Below are 21,786 nucleotides of genomic sequence, written 5' to 3'. Positions count from 1 at the left end.
TTTCTACTTTTTATTGGAATGGCTTCCGGACGCGATCGCTGCTCTGATTGCGCCGGTTACCGATGGGGTGGACTTCCCTGCTGCTTCCTGCTACTGCTACTTACTTGCCTGCCTTCAACTTCACGAACTCGCCCTTCAAGGCCACGCCCGTCATCATCGTGCCTTCATGGCACTCGAATTCCGTGGCGCTGGAATTTTCGATGTTTTTGTAATTGCTGACGATATTGACGACGGCATCGGCGCCCACCGACTGGGCGCGCTTTTGCAGCGCAAGCATGGCCGACAGGAAGGCCCAGTTGCACGAGGTTTCCGCCGACTTGCCGACGCCATTGGTTTTCTGGCTGGTCTTGTCGCTGCTGATGCGCGTGGCAACCGGGGGCGTTGCCTGGTCGCCAAAATAGAATTTCACGGTGTCGCCAAGGCGGGCCTGGGCGTCGTTGGCGGACATCGCATTGGCGATCGACATCATGTGTTTGGTATCGCCTGCCTGTGCCGGCAAGGCAACCGTCAGCGCCGCACTCAGCGCCGCCAGGATCATCATTTTTTTCATGCTGTTTTCCTCGATAAGTTAAAGATAGTACAAAGGGAACCACACTTGCCACTTGCGCCAGCGCAAGCTAACTTCACGGCCGGTAACGCTTGAAGATCAGCGACGTGTTGATGCCGCCAAAGGCAAAATTATTCGACATCACGTACTCGCATTCGATGGCCCGGCCTTCGCCGGCGATGTAGTCGAGCGGTGCGCATTGCGGGTCGACCTGCTGCAAGTTGATGGTGGGCGCAAACCAGCCTTCGCGCATCATCTCGATGCTGATCCACGCTTCCAGCGCGCCGCAGGCACCCAGGGTATGGCCCATGTAGCTTTTCAGCGAACTGATAGGCGTGCGGTCGCCAAACACTTCGAACGTCGCTTGCGACTCGGCGATATCGCCCTGCTGCGTGCCCGTGCCATGCGCATTGATGTAGCCGATATCGGATGGCTGCAGTCCCGCGTCGGCCAGCGCCAGCAGCATCGCCTGGCGCATGGTGGCGGCGTTCGGCTGGGTCACGTGGCAGCCGTCGCTGTTCGTGCCGAAGCCCACCAGTTCCGCATGGATGGTGGCGCCGCGCGCCTGCGCATGGCCGAATTCTTCGAGGATCAGGCAACCGGCGCCCTCGCCGATGACCAAGCCATCGCGGCTGGCGTCGAACGGGCGCGGCGTCGTGTGGCCATCGTCGTTGCGCGTGCTCGTGGCGAACAGGGTGTCGAAGACAGCCGCTTCGGTGGCGCACAGCTCCTCGGCGCCGCCGGCGATCATCGCCAGCTGCTTGCCGCCGGCGATCGCCTCGTAGGCATAGCCGATGCCCTGGCTGCCCGAGGTGCAGGCGCTCGAGGTGGTAATCACCCTGCCCGTGACGCCGAAGAACACGCCGATGTTGACGGGCGCCGTGTGCGCCATCATCTTGATGTAGGTAGTGGCGTTGATGCCCTTGGTGGTGCGCTCTTCCATCATGCGGCCAAAGTCGCCGATGGCGCTGGGCGTGCCGGCCGACGAGCCGAAGGAAATGCCCATCTGCCCGCTCTTGACCACGGGGTGCCCGGCCAGGCCCGCGTGTTCCAGCGCCAGTTCGCTGGCGCGCGTGGCCATCAGCGCGATGCGTCCCATGCTGCGCACGGCCTTGCGGTTGTAGCGGTCCGTCAGCGCGAACGGCACGGCCGGCGCGCCCAGTTGCGTATTCAAGCCTTCGTAATCGGCCCATTCCTCCATGCGCACGACGGCATTGCGGTACTCGCCCAGGCGCTGGCGGATGGCCGGCCAGTCATTGCCGATCGGGCTGATGCCGGCCATGCCGGTCACGACTACGCGGCGGCTCATGCCATGCCTCCATTCACGGAAATGACCTGGCGCGTGATGTAGCCCGCTTCCTCGCCGACGAGGAAACTGACGGCGGCGGCCACTTCTTCCGGCGTGCCGACTCTGCGCGCGGGAATCATCTTCAGCGCTTCGTCGAGCGGCACCTCGCTGATCATGTCCGTCTCGATCAGGCCCGGCGCCACACAGTTGACCGTGATGGCACGCTTGGCCAGTTCCAGCGCCAGCGCCTTGGTCGCGCCGATGATGCCGGCCTTGGCGGCGCTGTAATTGACTTGCCCCCGGTTGCCGATCAGGCCCGAAACAGACGCCATGGTGACGATGCGCCCCGGTTTGCGGCGCTGTACCATCGGCATCACCAGCGGATTGAGCACATTGTAGAAACCATCGAGGTTGGTCTGCAGGACGATGTCCCAGTCCTCGCCCGACATGGCGGGAAACGCATTATCGCGCGCCACGCCGGCGTTGCACACGACGCCGTAATAGCAGCCATGTTCAGCGATGTCCGCTTCCAGCGCGGCAGCTGCCGCGGCACGGTCGCCGATATCGAATTGCAGCACGCGCGCCGCGCGTCCCATGGCCTGCACCTGCTGCGCCACCGCGTCGGCTTCGCCGCGCGCGCTGCGGCAATGCAGCACCACGTCAAAACCGTCGCGCGCCAGCCGCAAGGCGATGGCCTTGCCGATGCCGCGCGACGACCCCGTCACCAATACACTTTTACTCATGCTGCGCTCCATTCATACTCTCCTGCAGAAATTGCTTTGCATCCTCGGGCTGGAATACCGTAATCGTCGCTTGCGCCAGCACGGCGCCCGCCATCTCGATACGGCACTCGAACGCGCCCAGTCCATTCTCGCCCTGCAAGGCCTGCTGCACATGCACCTGCAGCACGCTGCCATCGACAAACAGGGGCAGCTGCGCTTCGTAGCGCCGCGCCCCCAGCAAAAAACCGATCTTCACGGGCGCGCCGGCCAGCCGCGCCAGGTAGCCCGCGTGCGCGGCGATCGCCTGCGCCATGTATTCGATGCCGACCCAGCTGCCCACCCCTGCCAACGGCGCGTCATAAAACACGCTGCCGGCATGGATGGCCACTTCGGCGCACAGGTTTTCCGCATCGGCCGACAACACCCGGTCGAGCAGCACCATGGCGCCGGAATGGGGCACCAGTTCGCGGATAGGGGGAAAACTCATGCTCCCCTCCCGAACAGCAGGGCGGCGTTCGAGCCGCCGAAGGCAAACGAATTGCTCAGCGCCCAGTCGAGCGGACGCCCCAGGCGCGCACCGGGCAAGGCCAGGCGCAGCGGCGGCAGGGATTCATCAGGCACGCCGTCCCACAGATGCGGCGGCAGCAAGCCCTCGGCGTTATCGTCCTGCATCGCCAGCCAGCACAGCGCCGCCTCGATGGCGGCCGCCGCGCCCAGCGCATGGCCTGTCAGCGGCTTGGTGGAGCTGACCATCGCCGTGGCGCCGAACAGGTCGGACACCACGCGCGCTTCCATCGCATCGTTCTGCGGCGTGGCCGTGCCGTGCAGGTTCACATAGTCGACTTGCGACGCCGCGATGTCCGCGCGCGCCAGTGCCTGGGCGATGGCCAGCCGCGCGCCGCCGCCTGCGGGATCGGGCGCCGACATGTGGTGGCCATCGGACGATTCGCCCCAGCCGCGCAAGGCCACGCTGGCCGCTTGCGCCGTCATCAGGAACAGGGCCGCACCCTCGCCGATATTGATGCCGTCGCGGTTAGCGCCCAGCGGATTGCAGCGCCGCGCACTGACGGACGCCAGCGCGGAAAATCCGGCCACGGTAAAGCCGCACAGGGTATCGACACCGCCCGTCAGCACGGCGTCGCACAGGCCCATGCGGATCAGGCGCGCCGCGCTGGCCATGGCCTTGGCGCTCGACGAACAGGCGCTCGAATGCACGAGGGCCGGGCCGTCGATGCCCAGTTCCTCGGCCAGCATCAATGCCGGCGACGCCATCTCCTGCTGCCCATAATGAAAGGCTTTCGGCAAGCCGTCGCCCGCCACATGCTGGCAGATCGCGCCTTCCGTCTCGGCGATGCCCGACGTGCTGGTGCCGATCACCACGGCCACGCGGTCCGCGCCGTAGCGGGCGATGGCCTGTTCCACGGCGGGACGGATCTGCGCCAGCGCCGCCAGCGCCATCCGGTTGTTGCGGCTGCGCGCGGCGATGCCGTGCTGCGCCACCGATGGCAAGGCCGCATCGACCACGCCCAGCGGCAGCAGGCGCCCCGGCGTGTAGGTATCGACGGGCACCACGCCGCTGTGCGCGGCAAACAGGCGCGCGCGCACTGCTTCGCGGTCCGCGCCCAGCGCACAGACGATGCCACAGTCGTTCAGGTACACAGTCAAGCCAGTCATTCAGCTTCCTTCCGGGGCGTTCTGTATCGTCAGGCGATAGCGGTAGCGCAGGTTGTCGAGCACCACCGTGCCGCTCCAGCGCGGCATGCCGCTGTAGTCGATCACCGTCACCGCCTCGTCATGCAGGAACAGGGTGCGGCGCAAGCCGCTGTCCTCGATGCGCCAGCCTGCCGGCAGCGCTTGCGCAATCGCTTCGCGCGGCCACAGGGTCAGCTGCATGTCTTCCAGCACATCCTCGGCGCGCACCTGCGCCGGCAGCATCAGGTGGCGCCATGACGTCATCTCCTTGCCGTCGTAATGCAGCGACAGCACGCGCTGGCCGAACGCCAGTCCCACCAGGTCGAGATGCGACGGCTCCACTTCCAGCGCCGCATCGAGTTCGTCGATCCGCCCGGCCCGTTCAACGACCAGGTGCTGCTGCACGCTGACCGTGGCGCCCAGCGCCTGCGGTGCCAGTTTCAGGCCCAGGCGCGCGGGTGCCGAAGGCGGCGTGCTGGCGCAGCCGGCCAATGCCAGCAGCAATGCCGGCGCCCATCGTTGACAGTGCAAAAACATCAGATTTCTCCTGCGGCATCGGCCGCGCTACGGTGCTCGGCTTCGGCAAAGCACGGCGACAGCAGCCACACCAGGGCCGTGCCGATCAGCATGGTCAGGCCAAACGCCTGCAATGCGGCCGTCTTGCTCAGCGCCAGCAAGCCGAAAGACAAAATGGTATTCGCCGCCGACAGGCCCACGGCCAGCCATGGCGTATCGTTGCGGCGGTCGGGGTGCTCCTGCATGAAGATGCCGTAGTCGACGCCGACGCCCAGCAGCAGCATCAGCGCCAGCACGTGGAACAGCTGCAGCGGCAAGTTCAAATAGCCGAGCAAGGCCAGGGCCGCCACGCTGGCCAGCGCCGTGGGCGCCAGCACGCGCCAGGTGCGGCGCCCGTAACGGGGCAGCAGCAAGCCGAAGACCACCAGGTAGGCGCCCAGCACCACGGCGCCCATGTAGACGCGGTAGCGGCCCAGCACCGAGGAAATTTCGCTGACCTTGTCGACCCACTGCACGCCGGGTACGCCCTCGCCCGCCTTCGCCAGCAGGGGAATGGCCGCATACTGCATGCCGCGCAAGGCGACGATGGAGGCATAGCCGCCTTCGACCTTGCCCAGCCACAGATGGCGCCACGGCTCGCTGGCCGGCACCTTCAGGAAGGCGTCGATCGACAGCGGCGCTCCCGCTTGCGCCAGTTGCGCGCGCACCTTGCCGGCCCATTCCGGGCCTTCGTCGACGGACTGCGCCAGCAGGTCGAGCGCGGCGCCCGGCTGCAGGATGGCCGTGTCGAGCAAGGCCCGGCGCGCCGCCTGCGTCTGCAGCGACGGCACCCAGTTCGACATGGCCTGGACACCGCTGATGTGCTGTTGCGCGATCAGCGGCAGCAGCCGCTGTTTCAACGCTTCCTCGCGCTGCAGCACGGCTTCCGCGCTATCGCCGCGCACCAGGTAGAACTGCACCGGCGTAGGTCCATCGAGCAATTTGCTCAATTTGATCTGGTCGCGTATCAGGTGCGCGGGTGGCGTTTGCAGCAGGCGGATATCGTCGTTGACACCCAGGCGGCTGATGCCGATGAGCGCAAACAGGGCAAACACCACGCCGCCAGCCAGGGTGGCGCGGTTGGCCCGCAACAGCGGCCAGCGCGCGCGCGCCGCGCCATACTGCTTGACCAGCGCGCCGCTCTTCAAGGTGCCGCCACCGATCAGCGCGGGGAACCAGAACACCACCGTCAGCCAGGCAAACACCAGGCCCAGAGCGGAAAACACGGCCATGTGGCGCAGGCCGGGGAATGGCGTCAGCGCCAGGCCCATGTAGCCGATGACGGCGGCGAGCAGGGTCAGGCACAGGCCCGGCAGCAGACGGCGCAGCAAGGCGCGCGAATCGAGCGACGGATCGGCGCCCAGGCGGTTGCACAGGAAATAAATGCCGTAGTCTTGCGCCACGCCGATCAGGCTGGCGCCAAAGACCAATGTCATCAAGTGTATTTTGCCAAACAGCAGCCAGCACACGGACAGGGAACCGAGGCAGCCGATGCCGATCGACAGCAGGATCAGCGAGATCGGCTTGAACGAGCGGAAGGTGAACCACGTCAGCAGGATGATGCCGGCCAGGGAGCCCAGGCCGATGGTCGACATTTCGCCCGCCGCCTGGCTGCTGGCGGCCGCCGCATGCAGGATCACGCCGGCGCTGATGATGTCCACGCCGGGCACGGCCTGCCGCGCCGCCGCCTCGGCTTGCGCCAGCACGGGCAGCGCGCTTTCCTGCGCGCCCAGCGAAAAGGCGGGCAGGCTCAAGGTCAGCGGCAGCAGCACATACTGGCGCTCGGCGTCGGCGACGAACAGATGGCCGTCGCGCGGACGCACGGGCGTTTCCTGGGCACGTTCCTGCACCCAGCCGCCAAACAGGCCGAAGGGATCGTCCTGCCAGGCGCCCAGTTTCGGCCCGCCGAATGGGCTATACAGCTGACTCAACGCCGAATCGCGCCAGAACGCGGGCGTTTCCTGGCGCAGCTGCATTTCCTGCGGCGCCGTCAGCAAGGTCAAGCGATGCTGCTGGAACAGCGCCAGCCAGTCGTTCTGCGTCTGCTCGTCGAGCGGCGTGGACTGGAACAGGCCAGCATGGCGCGCCAGCACGGCGCCGTAGGCGTCGGCCGCGCGCTTCGCATCGTTCCATTCGGCCGCGCCGACCAGCACCGCCACGCGCTGCTGCGCCGCGTCGACCATGTGCGTAAATGACGCCTGCAGCACCGGGTCGCGCTCCTGCACCGGCAGCAAGGCAAGAATGTCGGTTTCGGGCGCGATGCGCTTGCCCAGCCACAGATAGGCGTTATGCGCGAGCAGCAGCGCCACCACCAGCGCCCAGGCGATGGCCAGCAGGCGCCCGGCGTTGCGGCCGCGCTTCGTCAATGCGTTCATAACAGGGCCGCCTCTTGCGCCGTGATGGCGGACGGTCCCGTTTCAATCGCCGAGAACACGATGCTCGTGCGGTCGCCGCTCGCTTCGCTGATGCTGATGTTTTTCACGAAGGCGCCGCCATCGAGGCGGATGCTGCCGATGGCCTTGGCCAGCGCCGGCTGGCGCGCCTTCAGCGCCACCTGCCAGGTGCCGCCATCGATGCTGCCGTCCACTTCAAACAGCGTATCGAGTTGCGCCAGGTCGCCGGCCAGCAGCGAAAACAGCACGCTGTTGATCATCTTGACCACCGGCTCCGTCTTCGCGTCGAGGCGCATGGCCACGCGCTCGCCCTGGAAATGCACGATCTCGTCGCGCGTCAGGCGCAGGGTATTCGGAAACGGCTGCAAGGTGCGCCACAGCACGCCCTTGCCGGCCACCACGCAAAAGCGGCCATTCGACGCCAGCGCCTTTTTCATGCCGGCCAGCTGCTTGCTCTGGTCGAAGCGGCCGCACAGCTGCTGCGGCTTGGCCAGCATGGCCTCGATCTTCGCTACCGGCGCGGCCGCGTGCAGCGGCGCCATCGCCAGCAGGCACAGGCCCGCCAGCAGGATTTTGAATTGTTTTTTCATACGGCCTTCAATCCCAATTTTTCAAACAAGATGGGCGGCGAGGCAAAGCACATCTCGCCGCTGGCGATATCGACGGCCACCTGCGTCGTGCTGGCGCGGTTCAGGCGCTTGCCCGTCGTGCTATCGCTGACCAGGTACTCGATCTTCAAGCGGTCTTCCCACTCCACCAGGTCGGCGCGCAAGGTCAGGCGCTGGCCAAAGGTGGCTGGCGCCACATAGCGCAAGTGCATGTCGATCACGGGCCAGGCATAGCCGGAGGCCTTCATGTCGACGTAGTTGTAGCCGATGCTGTCGAGCAGCGCGCAGCGCACCACTTCGAGGTATTTCACGTAGCGGCCATGCCAGACGATCTCCATCGGGTCGAGGTCGAAGAACTGCACCTGCATCTCCACTTCGGCATGCCAGCGGCTGGGCGTGGCCTTCTTGCCGCGCACTTTATGCGTCTCAGTCATTCACGGCTCCGTACAGTGGCCACGCCTGGGCGCGCATGCGTTCGAGCAGCACGCGCAGTTCCGGGTCGAGCCGGCGGTCTTCCTCGACGGGCGCGATATCGGCGGCCAGCGCTTCCAACATCGCCGCCAGCGCCGCTTGCGGCGGCACGTCGGGATTGACCTTGCAGCGCAGCCAGACGCCCTGGCGCACGGTAATCAGCAGGGCCGCGGCCACCTGCTCGCACAGTTCCAGCACGCGCAGACAGTCGCGCGCGGCGATGGTACCCATGCTGACCTTGTCCTGGTTGTGGCATTCGGTCGAGCGCGAAAATACGGAGGCCGGCATGGTCAGCTTCAGCGCTTCGGCCGTCCAGGCGGAGGCGCTGATCTGCAATGCCTTCAGGCCGTGGTTGATGGCCGCGCGCGGGCCCGTGGCGCCCGACAAGTTGGCCGGCAAGCCCTGGTTATAGCGGCTGTCGACGAGCAAGGCCATCTGGCGGTCCAGCAAGTCGGCCAGGTTGGCCACCGTATTCTTCATGCTGTCCATGGCGAAGGCGATATGGCCGCCGTAGAAATGGCCGCCATGCAGCACGCGTTCGCCTTCGGCGTCGATGATCGGGTTGTCGTTGGCGCTATTGAGTTCATTCTCGATCGACGAACGCAGCCAAGGCAAGGCGTCGGCCAGCACGCCGATCACGTGCGGCGCGCAGCGGATCGAGTAGCGGTCCTGCAGCCGCTTGCCATTGCGCTCCCAGGAATCGGTGGGCAGATCGGCGCGCAGCCAGGCCGCCACTTGCTGCATGCCGGGATGCGGCTTGACGGAGAACAGGGTTTCATCGAAATGGTGCGCGTTGCCGTCGAGCGCAAACGAGGCCATGGCCGTGATGCGCGTCGTCAGCCGCGTCAGGTATTCGGCGCGCTCATACGCCAGGCAGGCCAGCGCCGTCATGACGGCCGTGCCGTTCATGATCGCCAGGCCTTCCTTCGGACGCAGGCGCAGCGGCGTGATGCCCGCTTCGCGCAGCGCCTGCTGCGCCGGCACCTGCACGCCGTCGCGCCACACTTCGCGCTCACCGCACAAGACGGCCGCCAGATAGGACAGCGGCGTCAGGTCGCCGCTGGCGCCGACCGAGCCTTCCGACGGGATCAGCGGCAGCAGGCCCGCATCGAGCAAGCGCGCGATCTGCGCCAGCAGTTCCACGCTGACGCCGGAAAAACCCTTGGAGAGCGACGCCAGGCGCGTGGCCATGATGGCGCGCGTCTGCGCCGGCGTGAAGAATTCACCCAGGCCGCAACCGTGATAGGTGTACAGGTGGTGCGGCAGTTCGGCCACCAGTTCCGGCGGCACGGTCACCGTGCACGAATCGCCGTAGCCCGTGGTCACGCCATAGATGGTGCCATCCTCGCGCAGCAGGCGGTCGAGGAAATCGGCGCCGCGCGCGATCGCCGCCAGAAAGACGGGGTCGCTGGACAGTTCGGCGCTGGCCCGGCCATGCGCAATGTCGGTAATGTCTTCGATGCGCAGGCGCTCGCGGTCGAAGCGGACGGAGCGCCGGGTGTTTTTCAGGTCAGCGAGTTGCATCGGGAGTATCCAGTCTTGAAGTATCGGGGAGTTGCCAAAAATCGTAGAAGTTGAACCATTCGAGCGGCGCGCGCAGGCAGTGGTACTGCAGGCGCGCCGCATAGGCGGCCGCCAGTTCGGCCAGCATCGCCTCGCGTGCCTTGCGCGGCAGGTGCAGCGACTCGCGGAACAGTTCGAAATGTATTTCGGAGCGCTGGCCGATGCGCATGGAAAACAGCAGATACACGGGGCATTGCAGCACGCTGGCCAGCACATATGGGCCGATCGGGAAAGCGGCCGGCTGGCCCAGGAACGGCGCCACCGCCACGCGCGGCTGCGGCGAGACGGGAACGCGGTCGCCGGCGATCACCACGAACTCGCCTTGCGCCACCTTTTCCGCCAGCAGCATGGCCGTGGCGGGCGTGATTTCCGTCACCTGCATCAGATTGAGCTGGCTGTCCGGATTGAGCGTCTCGAGCATGCGGTTGAACGCTTGCGCATGGCGCGTGTGCACGAGCACCGTCAGCTTCAAGCGCGTATTGCGCTGCGAGAGCACGCGGCACAAATCCAGGTTGCCCAGGTGGGCGCAGATCAGCAAGGCGCCGCGCCCCTCGTCCAGGCAGCGGTTGACGCCATCGTCGCCATCGACGCCATGCAGGCTCACGCTGCGCGTGTCGTACAAGCCGCCCCATAGCAGCATCTTGTCGAGGATGGTTTCGGCAAACGTGGCAAAGTGCCGCAGCACGCCCAGGTTTGCCGGGCCGCCGCTGGCCGCGACGCGGCGCAGGTAGCTGCGCGACACGCGGCGCGCACGCGGCTTGGTCAGCACGTACCAGGCCAGCACCGGGTACAGCACGATGCGGAAAGGCCAGCGGCCAAAGACGCGGCAGATCCAGAACAGCAGGCGCATGCCGGCCACGAAGCTGACTTCATTGAAGCCGGACCAGTGTCCGCGCGGCTGCTGCGGTGCTGCCGTCATCGCGCGCGCCAGTGGCGGGCCAGCAGGCGCGGTGCGCGCCACAGCATGCCGAAAAACAGGCGCGCGTGCATGCGCGAAATGAGCACGTTGTCGCGCCACAGTTCAAAGTGCGAGACGCCGTCGCTGGGGTAACCGACGCGCGTGGGCAGATTCGCCATCGACAAGCCATCCCAGTACAGGCGCACCAGCACATCGGTGTCGAAATTCATGCGCTGTCCCAGCACGCCACGCTGCGCCAGCGCCGCCAGGGGCGCCAGCGGATAGACGCGGAAACCGCACATGGAGTCGCGGATCTGCAGCGACAGGGTATTGATCCATACCCAGATATGCGTCGCATAACGGCCGTAGTAGCGCGCCCTGGGTACCGAGGCGTCGTACACGGGATAGCCGATCACCACCGCCGCCGGCGTGGCTTGCGCCTGCGCCAGGAAGCGCGGCACGTCGTCCGTTTCGTGCTGGCCGTCCGCATCGATCTGCAACGCATGGCTGTAGCCGTGCGCATGCGCGTGGCCGCAGCCCGTCAGCACCGCCCCGCCCTTGCCCTGGTTGTGCGCATGGCGCAGCAGGGTCACGCGCGACGGATGCGCGGCGGCCAGCGCGTCCAGGGTGCGCGCGCCGGCAGAGGCGCTGCCGTCGTCGACGAGGATCAGCGGCACGCCATGCGGCAGCAGGCGCTGCACCACGGCGCCGATCGCGTGTTCATGATTGAACACGGGGATCACGATGCACGGTTGAAAACGCACTTCAGTCACTGTGTGCTCCGGTGCGGCCAAAGCGCAGCAGCGAATGGCAATAGCCGATACCGTCGCGCGTGGTCAGCAATTCCAGTCCGGCCGCTTGCGCCAGGCGGATATAGTCGGTGCTCTGGTAAATCTTGCTGTTACCGCTGGCCATGGCCGTGAAGTAAGGCGAGGTGTTGATCAGGCAGTAGGCGGCGATATCGTACTGCTGGCGGTCCCAGAAGGTATCCATGATCAGCACTTGCCCGTTCGGCCCCAGCGCCTGCGCCACGCGGCGCAGGATGCTGGCGATGGCCGGCTCGCTGAAACAGCTGAGAAATTGGCTCATCCAGATCAGGTCCATGCCGGCCGGCAGCGGCGCCGCGTCGTCGAGCAGGTCGCAGGCGTGCAAATGGGCCCGCTCGCGCACGCCGGCATCGGTGAGAGTCCGGTCGGCCACCGCCAGCTGGCGCTCCAGGTCGACCAGGTGCAGTTCCACGCCCGCATGGTAGGCCAGCGCCGCACTGGCGAACTTGCCCGTATTGGCGCCGATGTCCATGATGCGGCGCGGCGCCGTGGCGAAGACGTCCGGGAATATCTCGGGGAACGATGTATCCGAATAATGGTGATCGAAGGCGAACCAGCTGCCCTTGGCCGGCTCCGACAAGGCCGACAGGCCCTGGTACAGGGTGGGCCAGTCGCCCAGCGCGGCCAGTCCCAGTGGCTGCTCGGCGTCGAGCGAGCGGTCCAGGTCGAACAAGCCCTGGTAGCAGACGTCATGCATGAAGTCCAGGTTGACCTGGGTGATGCTGTCCGTCAGCATGCAAAAACCGACTTTATCGAGCACATACGCGCCATCGCGCAGCGAGACGACGCCGGCCGACAGGCACGACTCGAGCGCCACCTTCAGCGCATACTCCGTCCAGCGGCCGCTGGCGGCCATGTCGGCAATCGTCAGGCCGCTGTGGCCCGTGTCGGCCAGCGCCTGCAGCATGCCGCGCTTCCAGGCATAGCGCACGCATTGAAAGACGACGGGACCGAAAGCGATTTTTTGCGCCTCGTAACGGGCGGCAAAGGCGGTCTGGCGTTCGGGTGAAAATTTTTTATCTAACATGCGCTCGCTGCTGGAGTGGGTGTATCGGCGCCGCCATCGGGAACGGCAGCGGCATTCGGGTGAAACAGGATGCGGCCGCTGGCATGCTGGCCGGCGTCCGACAGATAACGAAATTGCAGGCTGGCCTTGGGCGCATCGTATTCGAGCGCCAGCCGCACGGGCCGGTCCGGCAGGACCGGCTGCTGGAATTTCAGCGCATGCATGGCGCGGAACCGCGCGGGCAGATCCAGGTGCTGGCGCGCGAAGTGCAGCGCCCACTCCACTTGCACCACGCCGGGCAGCAAGGGTGCGCCCGTGAAATGGCCCTCGAAATAGAACAGATTCGCCGGGACGTGCAGTTCGAACAGCAACCGTGGCGTTTCGCCTTCGGCCGAACGCTCGATCAGCCGCGCATGCGGCAAGCGGGGTTTCTCGAGCAATGCCAGCAACAGCGCCTGGGTCGTCTTGCCCTGCGCATTGATGGGCAGTTGTTCCAGGTAGCGCCAGCGGCGCGGCACGGCAACGGCGTCGACCTGGCCGCCCAGCGCCGTTTGCAGCTGGCGATTCAGGGCCAGCTTGCCTTCGGCGTCGAGCAGCGCGCGGCCGGCGGCGCTGCAGACGATAAAGGCGGCCACCTTCTGGCGCTCGCCGGCCGGCGCATCGCACAGCAGCACGCGCGCATCCAGCACCAGCGGCGTGGCCAGCAATGCCGCTTCGATGGCATTGAGGGAAATGCGTTTTTCTTCGATCTTCACGATGCGGTCGCTGCGTCCCAGCAGCTGGAAGCGCCCTGGTGCCGTTACGCGCGCGCGGTCGGCCAGACATAGCCAGCCATCGTCGGCCAGGTGCGCCGAACGCACTTCCAGCGCGCCGTCGTCCATCAGGCGCCAGTTCACGCCAGGAAAACCCTGCCAGCTCTCGTCGTCAGGGTGCTCCGGCACGCGCTGGCGCCAGGCGACGCCGCCGGTCTCCGAACTGCCATAGATTTCGCGCGGCACGCGGCCCAGCAAATGCCCCGCCGCCAGCGCGCTGTCCAGGGCCAGCGGCCCGCCCGAGGAAAACACGGCGCGCAGTTGCGCCCGCGCGCCGGACCAGTCGATGTGTTGCGGCAGGCGTTTCAGGTGCGCGGGGCTGGCGGCCAGCACGCACGGACCGCGCGCCAGCAAGGCGGCCAGCTGTTCCGGATAATCCACGCTGTGCGCATGCACGGCACGCCCGGCGGCCAGCGGCCACAAGACCTTGAACAGCAAGCCGTAGATATGCTGGTGCGAGACGGTGGCGACGACGGCCGCGCCATCGGCGTGTTCGCCAAACAGCTGCTCCAGCGTGGCCACCTCGCTGGCCAGCTGCGAGAGTTTTTTCGGGATCGCTTGCGCCGCGCCCGTGCTGCCCGAGGTGTACACCACCAGCGCCGGGAAATCGTCCGCAAGCTGCGTCCACGCACGCTCGGCCAGGCTGTCCGCTGGCAGCGGCAGCGGCGCATGCGCAGCCGGAAACTGCCCCAGGAAACCATCGACGGACGCAGCCAGCGAAGCGCAGCTGCCCGGCAGCGTATCGGCCGTCAGCCAGACGGTCTTGCCCGCCTGCCAGGCGCCCAGCAAGGCGGCGCCAAACTCGATGCTGTCGTCCAGGTACAAAGCGAAATGGCGTCCTGCCTGGCCTTCCAGCAAGCCGGCCCAGGCGGACATGCGCGCCGCAAAGTGCGCATGATCGAGCACCGCGCCATCGCGCCAGCCGACGGGCATGGCCGGCGGGCGGCCATGCATGGACAGCGCAAGGCGCGCCAGCGGGGAAATCGGCGGATGTGCGTCAGGCACGGGAGCTTGCGGCAACGAGGATTCAGGCATGGTGCAAACGCTTAAAACGCAGGCGGACGAGATACTCGCCGCCAAATAACAGGGCCATCAGGATATAGGCGATGACGCCCGTGTACAGCGACCAGACGGCTTCGCTGGCCCACAGTGCCGTACCCAGCGCGATGCCGCCATTGACGATGAAAAAACCGCACCAGACCTGCGTCACGCGGCGCGTATAGCGCACGGCGGCGGGTGGAAAATCCTTCTCGCGCAAGCGCGCCAGGCGTTCCACCACCGACGGCGGCGCCCACAGGCTGTAGCCGAAGGTGGCCAGCAAGACGACGTTGACCAGTACCGGATACAGTTTCAGCGGCAGCAGCAGATTGCTCCACAGGGCGATGGCGGCCAGCAGCAGTGCGGCCGCCACCGACCAGCGCGCGGCGCGCTGCAGCTTCAGCGCGGGCAGGCGGCAGGCGGCAGCCAGCAACAGCAGCAGCGCCAGCCAGCGCGGCTCGACCTGGCCGTGACCGAACCAGATCGCCAGCGGATACAGTACGGTCAGCAGCAACGCGACGGCATTGAGCAGCACGCGTTACGCCGCCTGTTCCGACACCGACATCGCGCGCAGCGCTTCGACCACATCGTCGATCGTGCGGATGGTCTTGAATACTTCCGGCTGCAGGCGCTTGCCCGTCAGCTGCTTCAGCTTGACCGCCAGGTCGACCGCGTCGATGCTGTCGATATCGAGTTCGGCGTACAGATTCGATTGCGGCGTCAGCGCCGCCGGATCGAGCTCGAACATTTCGGCCAGCAGCTGCACCACCCATGCGTACAGTTCATCGCGGCTCATTGCGCTCATATCTACCATTTGCTGCTCCTTACTTCTTTCTGTGAGTGTCAACCATCGCCGCCAGCGCCCGTACCGAGGCAAAGTGGCGGCGCGTATCGGCCGAATCGGCCGACAGGGAAATGCCATATTTTTTTTGCAGGGCGACGCCCAGTTCCAGCGCATCGATCGAATCGAGTCCCAGGCCCTCGACAAACAGGGGTGCATCCGTATCGATATCGGCAGCGCTCACGTCTTCCAGTTGCAGCGCCTCGATGATCAGTTCCTTCACTTCTTGTTCAAGCATGTTGTTCCTGTTTCCCGCTAAAGTAATGTTGCAGATGAGTGGTCAAGGTGCGCGCCGCCATCACGTCGCTGGCGCCACCGCCGGTAAACTCGCCGATCGCCAGGTCGTCCTGCACGGCGATCTCGAAATGCGCACGGCGGGCCGGCACGCGCCACCATGGCTCGCCCTTGCCCAGGGTCCTGGGCAGGCAACGTATCAGCACCGGCGTCACGTCGCGGCGGCCGCGCACGGCGATATTCGCCGCGCCCCGCTTCAGCACGACTTCGCCGCTGCATGGCGTGCGCGTGCCTTCCGGGAAAATGATCAGGTTATTGCCGCGCTCCAGCGATGCCAGGCAGGCGTCCACCAGTTCGGCGCCGCCCGTGTTATTGATATAGCCGGCCGCGCGCACGGGGCCGCCCGTAAACGGGTTATTCCACAAATCGGACTTGACGATGCAATCGGCCTGCTTGACATACGCCATCAGGAAAATCGTGTCGATCAGGGTCGGATGATTGGCCAGGATCAGCAAGCCGCCGCGTTCCAGCTTGTCGAGACCGCGCAAGTCATAGCGCAGCACGCCGAGAAAACGCATCAGGCCGATATACAGGCGAAAACTCCAGCGGATGATGGCGCGCGCGCAGGCGATGCGCGTGTCGCGCCGCCACACCAGCACCTGCAGCACGGGGAACACCAGCACGCGCAACAGCAAGCCACCGAGGCCGAAGGCGGCGAAACTGAGCGCGGTCGCGATCGTGCGCCAGCCTATCGATATGCCGGCGCGAACAGCCTCCAGCTTATGCATGGCGGCTCCAGCACCATGCCTGGCGGTTGGCCGCGTGCACGAACGTGCGGGCCTCGCCGAGCATGAATCGCAACACGGCCAGGCTGCCCGGCATGGCGCCGGGGGCAGCCGCCAACGCATCATCACCGCTGCGGGGACGACACGTCAGGCTGAAAGCGGTGCCCGGGGCAGCCTCGGCCTGCAGCAGCCAGGCAAACGCATGCGATTGCTCGTGACAGTCTTCAAAAGCTTCAAATGGCACTGGCAAGGGACACTCCGCCAGCACCAGCAATACCTGCGCCGCGCCATCGGCCAGCAAGCCGCACGCCTCGATCACCGCGGCTTCGAGGCTGGCCGCACCGGCGGCGATGGCCAGCTGATTCGCCGTATCGGCGCGAGCGATGGAAAACAGGCCTGCGCTGGCATTGTGCACGGCCATGCCGAACGCCGTCGGCGACAGGGGTTCGCCCTGGGCCAGCGCCGACAACAGTTCGACGGCGCGCGCCACCTCGCCGTGGCGGGAACAAAAGACGAGCGGAATATCGCGCTGTTCGCCGAGGCAGGTGTACGCCACTTCGAGCGCCATCTTGCCCAGCTGACCGGCGCGGCGGCGCAGCATCGGCGCCATCGCACGCACGCCCGGCTCGCCAGCAGCGGCAATCGGCGCGACGGGCAGGGCGCTTTGCGCCCACGCCTGCCATTGCTGCGGCGTTTCCAGGCCCGGTGCCCATGCGGCATGTCTGACAATTGAAAAACGGACACCATCGGTGCGCATATGCATTTTCCTGAGCTCAAAAAAAGGGCGAACTCACGTCAAAACTGCGCAAAAAGCCTCGCCGGCGTTCTTTTCAAATTATAAACGATGGAAGTAAAAATAACTAAAATAAATGGCCATGCGGCAACTTTTTAAATGTAAATACAAAACCCGTCTTTTAAAGAATACCCCGCCCTAGTTACTATTTGTAACACTCGTATCCATTCTCTTCCGATGGAAAAATCAGCCTTTTCCGGCAAACCATCGGCATTCTCGGAACGGGTGTTTTTTTATCCATGATCAAGACAAGCCGGGCATGCGACACATAAGAGCGTTGTTTTTAGATAACACATGCGGCATGGCGCAACGGCGCCCCCATATTACCCGCGCATGGCGGCAGCGAGGATTAAAGGGCGCGCGGCAAGGGCAATACAGAGCGTTTGCTTTATGCGAGTTTCAGCCGGCCGATTCAACTCAGGCGGCGTTGTCTTGTCAGCAGGGAAAAGAATGGAGCGGCCAGCAGTGCCATCCACGGCCATGGCAAAGAAGGCGGTGGCATGGCGCCAGCGTGAACGGCACGGCGCCGGCGATCACGGCATATGAGGAAGGCCGGCACGGGCGCCGTGAAATACGGGGGCGATGCAAAACCGGTGGCCAGCGCGGCACAGACTGCGCGCCAAGGTGGCCACCGCGGTACCTTTAAAACACCCAGAGCTTATCGGCCGGCATGTGCAGCCAGTACTTGCCCGCTTCGAGCTTGTGGCGCGAATAGGCGCGCAGGCTGATGTTCTCGGCGCCGCCGCGCTCGAACAGGCATTCCCAGCGGTCGCCCAGGTACATGCAGGTCAGCAGCGGCAGCTCGATGGCGTTGTCCACCTGCGTGGCGCTGATCTTCACTTCCTCGACACGGATCATGGTGGTCACTTCCGTGCCCACGTTGGCGCCGCGCGCCACGCCCTGCATGGAGGCGCCATCGACCAGCAGGCGCACCTGGTTGCCTTCGCGCTGCACCACCTTGCCGGGCAAGCGGTTGTTACTGCCCATGAATTCGGCCGTGAACAGGGTGTCCGGCGTTTCATACATGCTTTGCGGCGTGCCCTGCTGCTCGATCTTGCCGTTATTGAGCAGCAGAATGCGGTCGGAAATGGCCATCGCCTCGCCCTGGTCATGCGTCACCATCAACGCGGACAGGCCCAGGCGCACGATCAGTTCGCGCAGGAAGGCGCGCGCTTCCTCGCGCAGCTTGGCGTCCAGGTTCGACAGCGGTTCGTCGAGCAGGATCACGGGCGGGTTGTACACCAGCGCACGGGCGATCGCCACGCGCTGCTGCTGGCCGCCGGACAGCTGGTGCGGATAGCGCTCGCCCAGGTGGCCCAGGCCCAGCTGCGTCAATACTTCCTTGATGCGCGCGGCGATTTCCGTGCTGCCCATCTTGCGCAATTTGAGGCCGTAGGCGACGTTGTCGAACACGGTCTTGTGCGGCCACAGCGCGTACGACTGGAACACCAGCCCCAGGTTGCGGTGCTCGGCCGGCATTTCGAAATGCTTCGCGCCATCGAAGACATTGCGCTCGCCGATCTCGATCGTGCCCGCCTTCGGGCTTTCCAGCCCGGCGACGGCGCGCAGCAAGGTGGTCTTGCCGCTGCCCGAAGGCCCCAGCAGGGCGACCACTTCGCCTTTTTTCAGGTGCATCGAGACACCCTTCAGGATCTGGTTGGCGGAGGCGCCGGTGCCGTAGTCCAGGTACAGCTCATTGACGGTCAATTCATTCATGATGTGGTCTCAGTCTATTCTTAGTTATGCAACTCAGTTGTGTAACTTCACGCCGAAGCGCAGCGCGATGCCCAGGCCGATGGCCACCAGGGTGATATTGATGAAGGACAGCGCCGCCACCAGGTCGGTCGAGCCGCCCGCCCACAGCGATACCAGCATGGCGCCGATCACTTCCGTGCCCGGCGAGAGCAGATATACGCCCGTCGAATATTCGCGCTCGAAGATCAGGAACACCATCAGCCAGGCACCCAGCAAGCCGTATTTGATCAGCGGCAGGGTCACGTCGCGCGTCACCTGGCCGCGGTTGGCGCCGACGGCGCGCGCCGCCTCTTCCAGCTCCGGCCCCACTTGCAGCAGCGCGGTGGAAATCAAACGCATGCCGTAGGCCATCCACACCACCGAATACGCGAGCCACAGGGCGAAGATCGTCGAGCGCACTTCGCGCAGCACGGGAATCACATGGCCGCTCAGCCACAGAGCCACGCCGTTATCCATGCCTTTCAACATGCCGTCGAGCCAGGCCGGCACGAACAGGAACACCCACAAGAACGACAGGCCGGCCAGCAAACCCGGCACGGCGCGCGGCACCAGCACGCTGTAATCGAGCAGGCGCGTGACGCCGTCCTGCTTGCGGTGCATGGCCAGCGCGATGAAGCTGTAGCAGCCCACGGCCAGCGCGCCGCCAACAACGCCGATCAGGATCGTGTTGACGATGCCGCGCACCAGCGATGGCTGGTCGAAAATATCGCGGAAATGCTGCAAGGTCAGCACGTCGGCCAGGTGCACGCCCTCGCCCCAGTACTGCACGAAGGAGCGCAGCACGATGCCCGTCAGCGGCAGGATGATGGTGAAGATCAGCCAGCCCGCCAGCAAGGCAAACGCCAGCCACTTCCAGCGGCCCAGCGGCATGGCCTTGCTGCGCGCGCCCTTGCCCTTGATCGACACATATTTGTTGGCGGACTTGAGCAGCCAGCGCTGTATCATCACCAGCGGCATGGTCACCATCACCAGACAGACGGCGACGGCGGCCATCAGGTGGTACGACGGCGTACCCAGTTTGTTGGTCAGCTTGTACAGATAGGTCGGCAGCACCAGGTGGCCTTCCGGATCGCCGAGCACCAGCACCAGGCCGAATACTTCGAAGCCGAGGAAGAACACCAGCACGCCCGCATACGCCAGCGCCGGCATGATCATCGGCAGCGACACGTTCAGCATGACCTGCACCGGTGAAGCGCCGGCCACGCGGGCCGCTTCTTCCACGTCCGAACCCAGGCTTTTCAGGGCCGACGAGGCATACAGGTAGACGTGCGGCACGTGCGTCAGGCCGGCGATGATGACGATGCTGGTGAAGGAATAAATATTCCAGGGCACGAAGCCGAACAGCTCCTTGGCCCAGACCGAGTAGAAGCCCACGGGCCCCATCGACACGACGTAGCCAAAACCCATCACCATCGGCGAGACAAAGATCGGCACCAGCAGCATGGGCGCCACCCAGCCGCGGCCCGGCAAGTCGGTGCGCACCATCAGGAAGGCCAGCATGCCGCCCAGCGGCACGGCGATGACGGTCAAGCCGCAGGCAAGCATCAGGCCATTCTTGAAGGCCATCGAGAAATCGGGATCATCGAAGATGAAACGGTAGGAGTCAAAGCCGAATTCGCGCACCGGCATGAAAAACGGCGCGTTCAAAAAGCTCTGGTAAAAAATCAGGAACAGCGGCAGGAAAATGGCGACCATGGTGATCGCCACGACCACGCCGCGCGGCCAGTTCAGGCGCGACAAGGGAGAGCGCGACCGTGCAGGCAGCGGCAAGATAGCAGTTTGCATGATGAATCCAATGAATGAAGGGTACGGCATCCGTCCGCAGGCACGCGCCTGCGGACGGCCAGGACGGCATTATTTTTTGCCGGCTGTTTCTTTCCATTGCTTCAAGAAGGCCATGCGCTTGGCTGGCCCCAGGAATTGCAGGATGATCGGGTGCACCGGCACCGGCTTGATGTTGGCCGCGCCGATTTCCTTGATCAGGTCCGCCGAGGTGGTCTCGCCCGTGACGTCGGCGCGAATCGCGTACAGCTTGGCGCCGTTCGCGATGATGGTCTGGCCGCGGTGCGACAGGATGTAGTCGAGCCACAGCTTGCTGGCGTTGACGTTCTTCGCGTTCTTGTTGATGAACTGCACGCGCGACAGGATCAGCGTGTAATCCTTGGGCAGCACCACGCCGATCGACGGGTCGGTCTTGGCGCGCACCAGGGCGTAGGAGCCCAGCACGTTATAGCCGATCAGGTTTTCACCCGACGAAATGCGTTCCATCATGGTGCCCGTCGACGACTGCACGCGCACCTTGGCCGTGCCGAACGCGTTTTGCAGCGCCAGGAACTGCGGATATTCCTTCGCATCCTGCGACATGAACATGAAGCCCACGCCCGACTTTTCGATGTCGTAGGTGGTGACCTTGTCCTTGAATTTCGGCGTGGCGATCAGCTTGACGAAGTCGTCGTGGTTCTTCGGTACTTCCTTCGGGTCGAGCAAACGCTTGTTGTAGACGATGGCGGCAGGCTCGAAAGTGGTGCCGTAAGCCTGGTCGTCCCACATGGCCCAGCCGGGGATCTTGGCCGCTTCGACCGACTTGTATTTCAGGGCGTAGCCGTCCGAGGCCAGGCGCATCTGCAAGTCCATCGCCGACGACCACATCACGTCGGCCGTATTGCCGCCGGCGGCCACTTCTGAAATGAAGCGGTTATACACTTCCGTCGAATTCATGTCGTTGTATTCGACCGAGATGCCCGGATACAGGGCGCTGAAATCCTTGATCAGCGGCGCGGCGGCCTTGCTGTCGGTGGCGCTGTAGATCACCACCTTGCCTTCCTTCTTGGCCGCGTCGATGATCTTCTGGTAGTCGGCCGGATAACCTGCCGGCACCTGGGCGAAAGCGGCGCCGGTGCTGCCCGCGAAAGCGGCTGCCAGGGCGATGGCGAGAATGGTCTTGGTTTGCATGGTTTG

At 65.1% G+C, this 21,786-nt stretch carries 22 protein-coding genes; all 22 read right to left on the bottom strand.

Going from position 1 to position 21,786, the window contains the following annotated elements; all coding sequences use genetic code 11:
- Nucleotides 1–100 precede the first annotated feature (100 nt).
- The gene (locus tag SKZ59_RS05840; RefSeq protein WP_034750358.1) at nt 101–550 is read right to left on the bottom strand and encodes an excinuclease ATPase subunit; all 450 of its coding nucleotides are present in this window, start codon (nt 548–550) and stop codon (nt 101–103) included.
- Nucleotides 551–623: 73 nt separating this feature from the next.
- Nucleotides 624–1,856, bottom strand: coding sequence for a beta-ketoacyl-ACP synthase (locus SKZ59_RS05835; protein WP_319991057.1), 1,233 nt, complete (start codon nt 1,854–1,856; stop codon nt 624–626).
- Nucleotides 1,853–2,578, bottom strand: coding sequence for a 3-oxoacyl-ACP reductase FabG (gene fabG / locus SKZ59_RS05830; RefSeq protein ID WP_374106824.1), 726 nt, complete (start codon nt 2,576–2,578; stop codon nt 1,853–1,855). Before fabG ends, SKZ59_RS05835 begins: the two co-directional genes overlap by 4 nt.
- Nucleotides 2,571–3,044: a hotdog family protein gene (locus tag SKZ59_RS05825; RefSeq protein ID WP_319991056.1), complete on the bottom strand. Its 474-nt coding sequence runs from the start codon at nt 3,042–3,044 to the stop codon at nt 2,571–2,573. The genes fabG and SKZ59_RS05825 overlap by 8 nt, the downstream gene beginning before the upstream one ends.
- On the bottom strand, nt 3,041–4,231 hold the full coding sequence (locus SKZ59_RS05820; protein ID WP_319991055.1) for a beta-ketoacyl-ACP synthase: 1,191 nt from the start codon (nt 4,229–4,231) through the stop codon (nt 3,041–3,043). The genes SKZ59_RS05825 and SKZ59_RS05820 overlap by 4 nt, the downstream gene beginning before the upstream one ends.
- Complete coding sequence (locus SKZ59_RS05815) at nt 4,232–4,786, bottom strand: DUF3261 domain-containing protein (RefSeq protein ID WP_070305212.1); 555 nt, start codon at nt 4,784–4,786, stop codon at nt 4,232–4,234.
- On the bottom strand, nt 4,786–7,179 hold the full coding sequence (locus tag SKZ59_RS05810) for an MMPL family transporter (RefSeq protein ID WP_319991054.1): 2,394 nt from the start codon (nt 7,177–7,179) through the stop codon (nt 4,786–4,788). Before SKZ59_RS05810 ends, SKZ59_RS05815 begins: the two co-directional genes overlap by 1 nt.
- A complete protein-coding gene (locus tag SKZ59_RS05805; RefSeq protein ID WP_319991053.1) occupies nt 7,176–7,787 on the bottom strand; it encodes an outer membrane lipoprotein carrier protein LolA in 612 nt (203 codons plus the stop codon). The genes SKZ59_RS05810 and SKZ59_RS05805 overlap by 4 nt, the downstream gene beginning before the upstream one ends.
- Nucleotides 7,784–8,239 carry an acyl-CoA thioesterase gene (locus tag SKZ59_RS05800; protein WP_319991052.1) on the bottom strand — a complete coding sequence of 152 codons (456 nt, stop codon included), beginning with the start codon at nt 8,237–8,239 and terminating at the stop codon, nt 7,784–7,786. The genes SKZ59_RS05805 and SKZ59_RS05800 overlap by 4 nt, the downstream gene beginning before the upstream one ends.
- Nucleotides 8,232–9,800 carry an aromatic amino acid ammonia-lyase gene (locus SKZ59_RS05795; RefSeq protein ID WP_319991051.1) on the bottom strand — a complete coding sequence of 523 codons (1,569 nt, stop codon included), beginning with the start codon at nt 9,798–9,800 and terminating at the stop codon, nt 8,232–8,234. The genes SKZ59_RS05800 and SKZ59_RS05795 overlap by 8 nt, the downstream gene beginning before the upstream one ends.
- Nucleotides 9,787–10,758, bottom strand: a complete 972-nt coding sequence (locus SKZ59_RS05790; RefSeq protein WP_319991050.1) for an acyltransferase — start codon at nt 10,756–10,758, stop codon at nt 9,787–9,789. Before SKZ59_RS05790 ends, SKZ59_RS05795 begins: the two co-directional genes overlap by 14 nt.
- Nucleotides 10,755–11,510, bottom strand: a complete 756-nt coding sequence (locus SKZ59_RS05785) for a glycosyltransferase family 2 protein (RefSeq protein ID WP_319991049.1) — start codon at nt 11,508–11,510, stop codon at nt 10,755–10,757. The genes SKZ59_RS05790 and SKZ59_RS05785 overlap by 4 nt, the downstream gene beginning before the upstream one ends.
- Complete coding sequence (locus SKZ59_RS05780; protein WP_319991048.1) at nt 11,503–12,591, bottom strand: class I SAM-dependent methyltransferase; 1,089 nt, start codon at nt 12,589–12,591, stop codon at nt 11,503–11,505. The genes SKZ59_RS05785 and SKZ59_RS05780 overlap by 8 nt, the downstream gene beginning before the upstream one ends.
- Nucleotides 12,585–14,417: an AMP-binding protein gene (locus SKZ59_RS05775; RefSeq protein ID WP_319991047.1), complete on the bottom strand. Its 1,833-nt coding sequence runs from the start codon at nt 14,415–14,417 to the stop codon at nt 12,585–12,587. The genes SKZ59_RS05780 and SKZ59_RS05775 overlap by 7 nt, the downstream gene beginning before the upstream one ends.
- Nucleotides 14,410–14,955 (bottom strand): hypothetical protein, encoded by a 546-nt coding sequence (locus SKZ59_RS05770; RefSeq protein ID WP_070305203.1) that lies wholly within the window; start codon nt 14,953–14,955, stop codon nt 14,410–14,412. The genes SKZ59_RS05775 and SKZ59_RS05770 overlap by 8 nt, the downstream gene beginning before the upstream one ends.
- Nucleotides 14,956–14,958: 3 nt before the next feature.
- Entirely contained in the window at nt 14,959–15,225 is a 267-nt protein-coding gene (locus SKZ59_RS05765; protein WP_374106831.1) for an acyl carrier protein, read from the bottom strand.
- Between the two features lie 19 nt (nt 15,226–15,244).
- Nucleotides 15,245–15,499, bottom strand: coding sequence for a phosphopantetheine-binding protein (locus SKZ59_RS05760; protein WP_034750401.1), 255 nt, complete (start codon nt 15,497–15,499; stop codon nt 15,245–15,247).
- Nucleotides 15,492–16,283: a lysophospholipid acyltransferase family protein gene (locus SKZ59_RS05755; protein WP_070305201.1), complete on the bottom strand. Its 792-nt coding sequence runs from the start codon at nt 16,281–16,283 to the stop codon at nt 15,492–15,494. Before SKZ59_RS05755 ends, SKZ59_RS05760 begins: the two co-directional genes overlap by 8 nt.
- Nucleotides 16,276–17,037, bottom strand: a complete 762-nt coding sequence (locus SKZ59_RS05750; protein WP_319991046.1) for a beta-ketoacyl synthase chain length factor — start codon at nt 17,035–17,037, stop codon at nt 16,276–16,278. The genes SKZ59_RS05755 and SKZ59_RS05750 overlap by 8 nt, the downstream gene beginning before the upstream one ends.
- A gap of 678 nt (nt 17,038–17,715) precedes the next feature.
- Nucleotides 17,716–18,789, bottom strand: coding sequence for an ABC transporter ATP-binding protein (locus tag SKZ59_RS05745; RefSeq protein ID WP_070305197.1), 1,074 nt, complete (start codon nt 18,787–18,789; stop codon nt 17,716–17,718).
- A gap of 33 nt (nt 18,790–18,822) precedes the next feature.
- Entirely contained in the window at nt 18,823–20,613 is a 1,791-nt protein-coding gene (locus SKZ59_RS05740) for an ABC transporter permease (RefSeq protein ID WP_072454034.1), read from the bottom strand.
- 69 nt (nt 20,614–20,682) lie between these two features.
- On the bottom strand, nt 20,683–21,780 hold the full coding sequence (locus SKZ59_RS05735; protein WP_072452496.1) for an ABC transporter substrate-binding protein: 1,098 nt from the start codon (nt 21,778–21,780) through the stop codon (nt 20,683–20,685).
- Between the last annotated feature and the right edge of the window lie 6 nt (nt 21,781–21,786).

The organism is Janthinobacterium sp. GMG2, from assembly GCF_033949445.1.
Lineage (GTDB): Bacteria > Pseudomonadota > Gammaproteobacteria > Burkholderiales > Burkholderiaceae_D > Janthinobacterium > Janthinobacterium aestuarii.
This window is presented reverse-complemented; position numbering and strand designations above follow the sequence as displayed.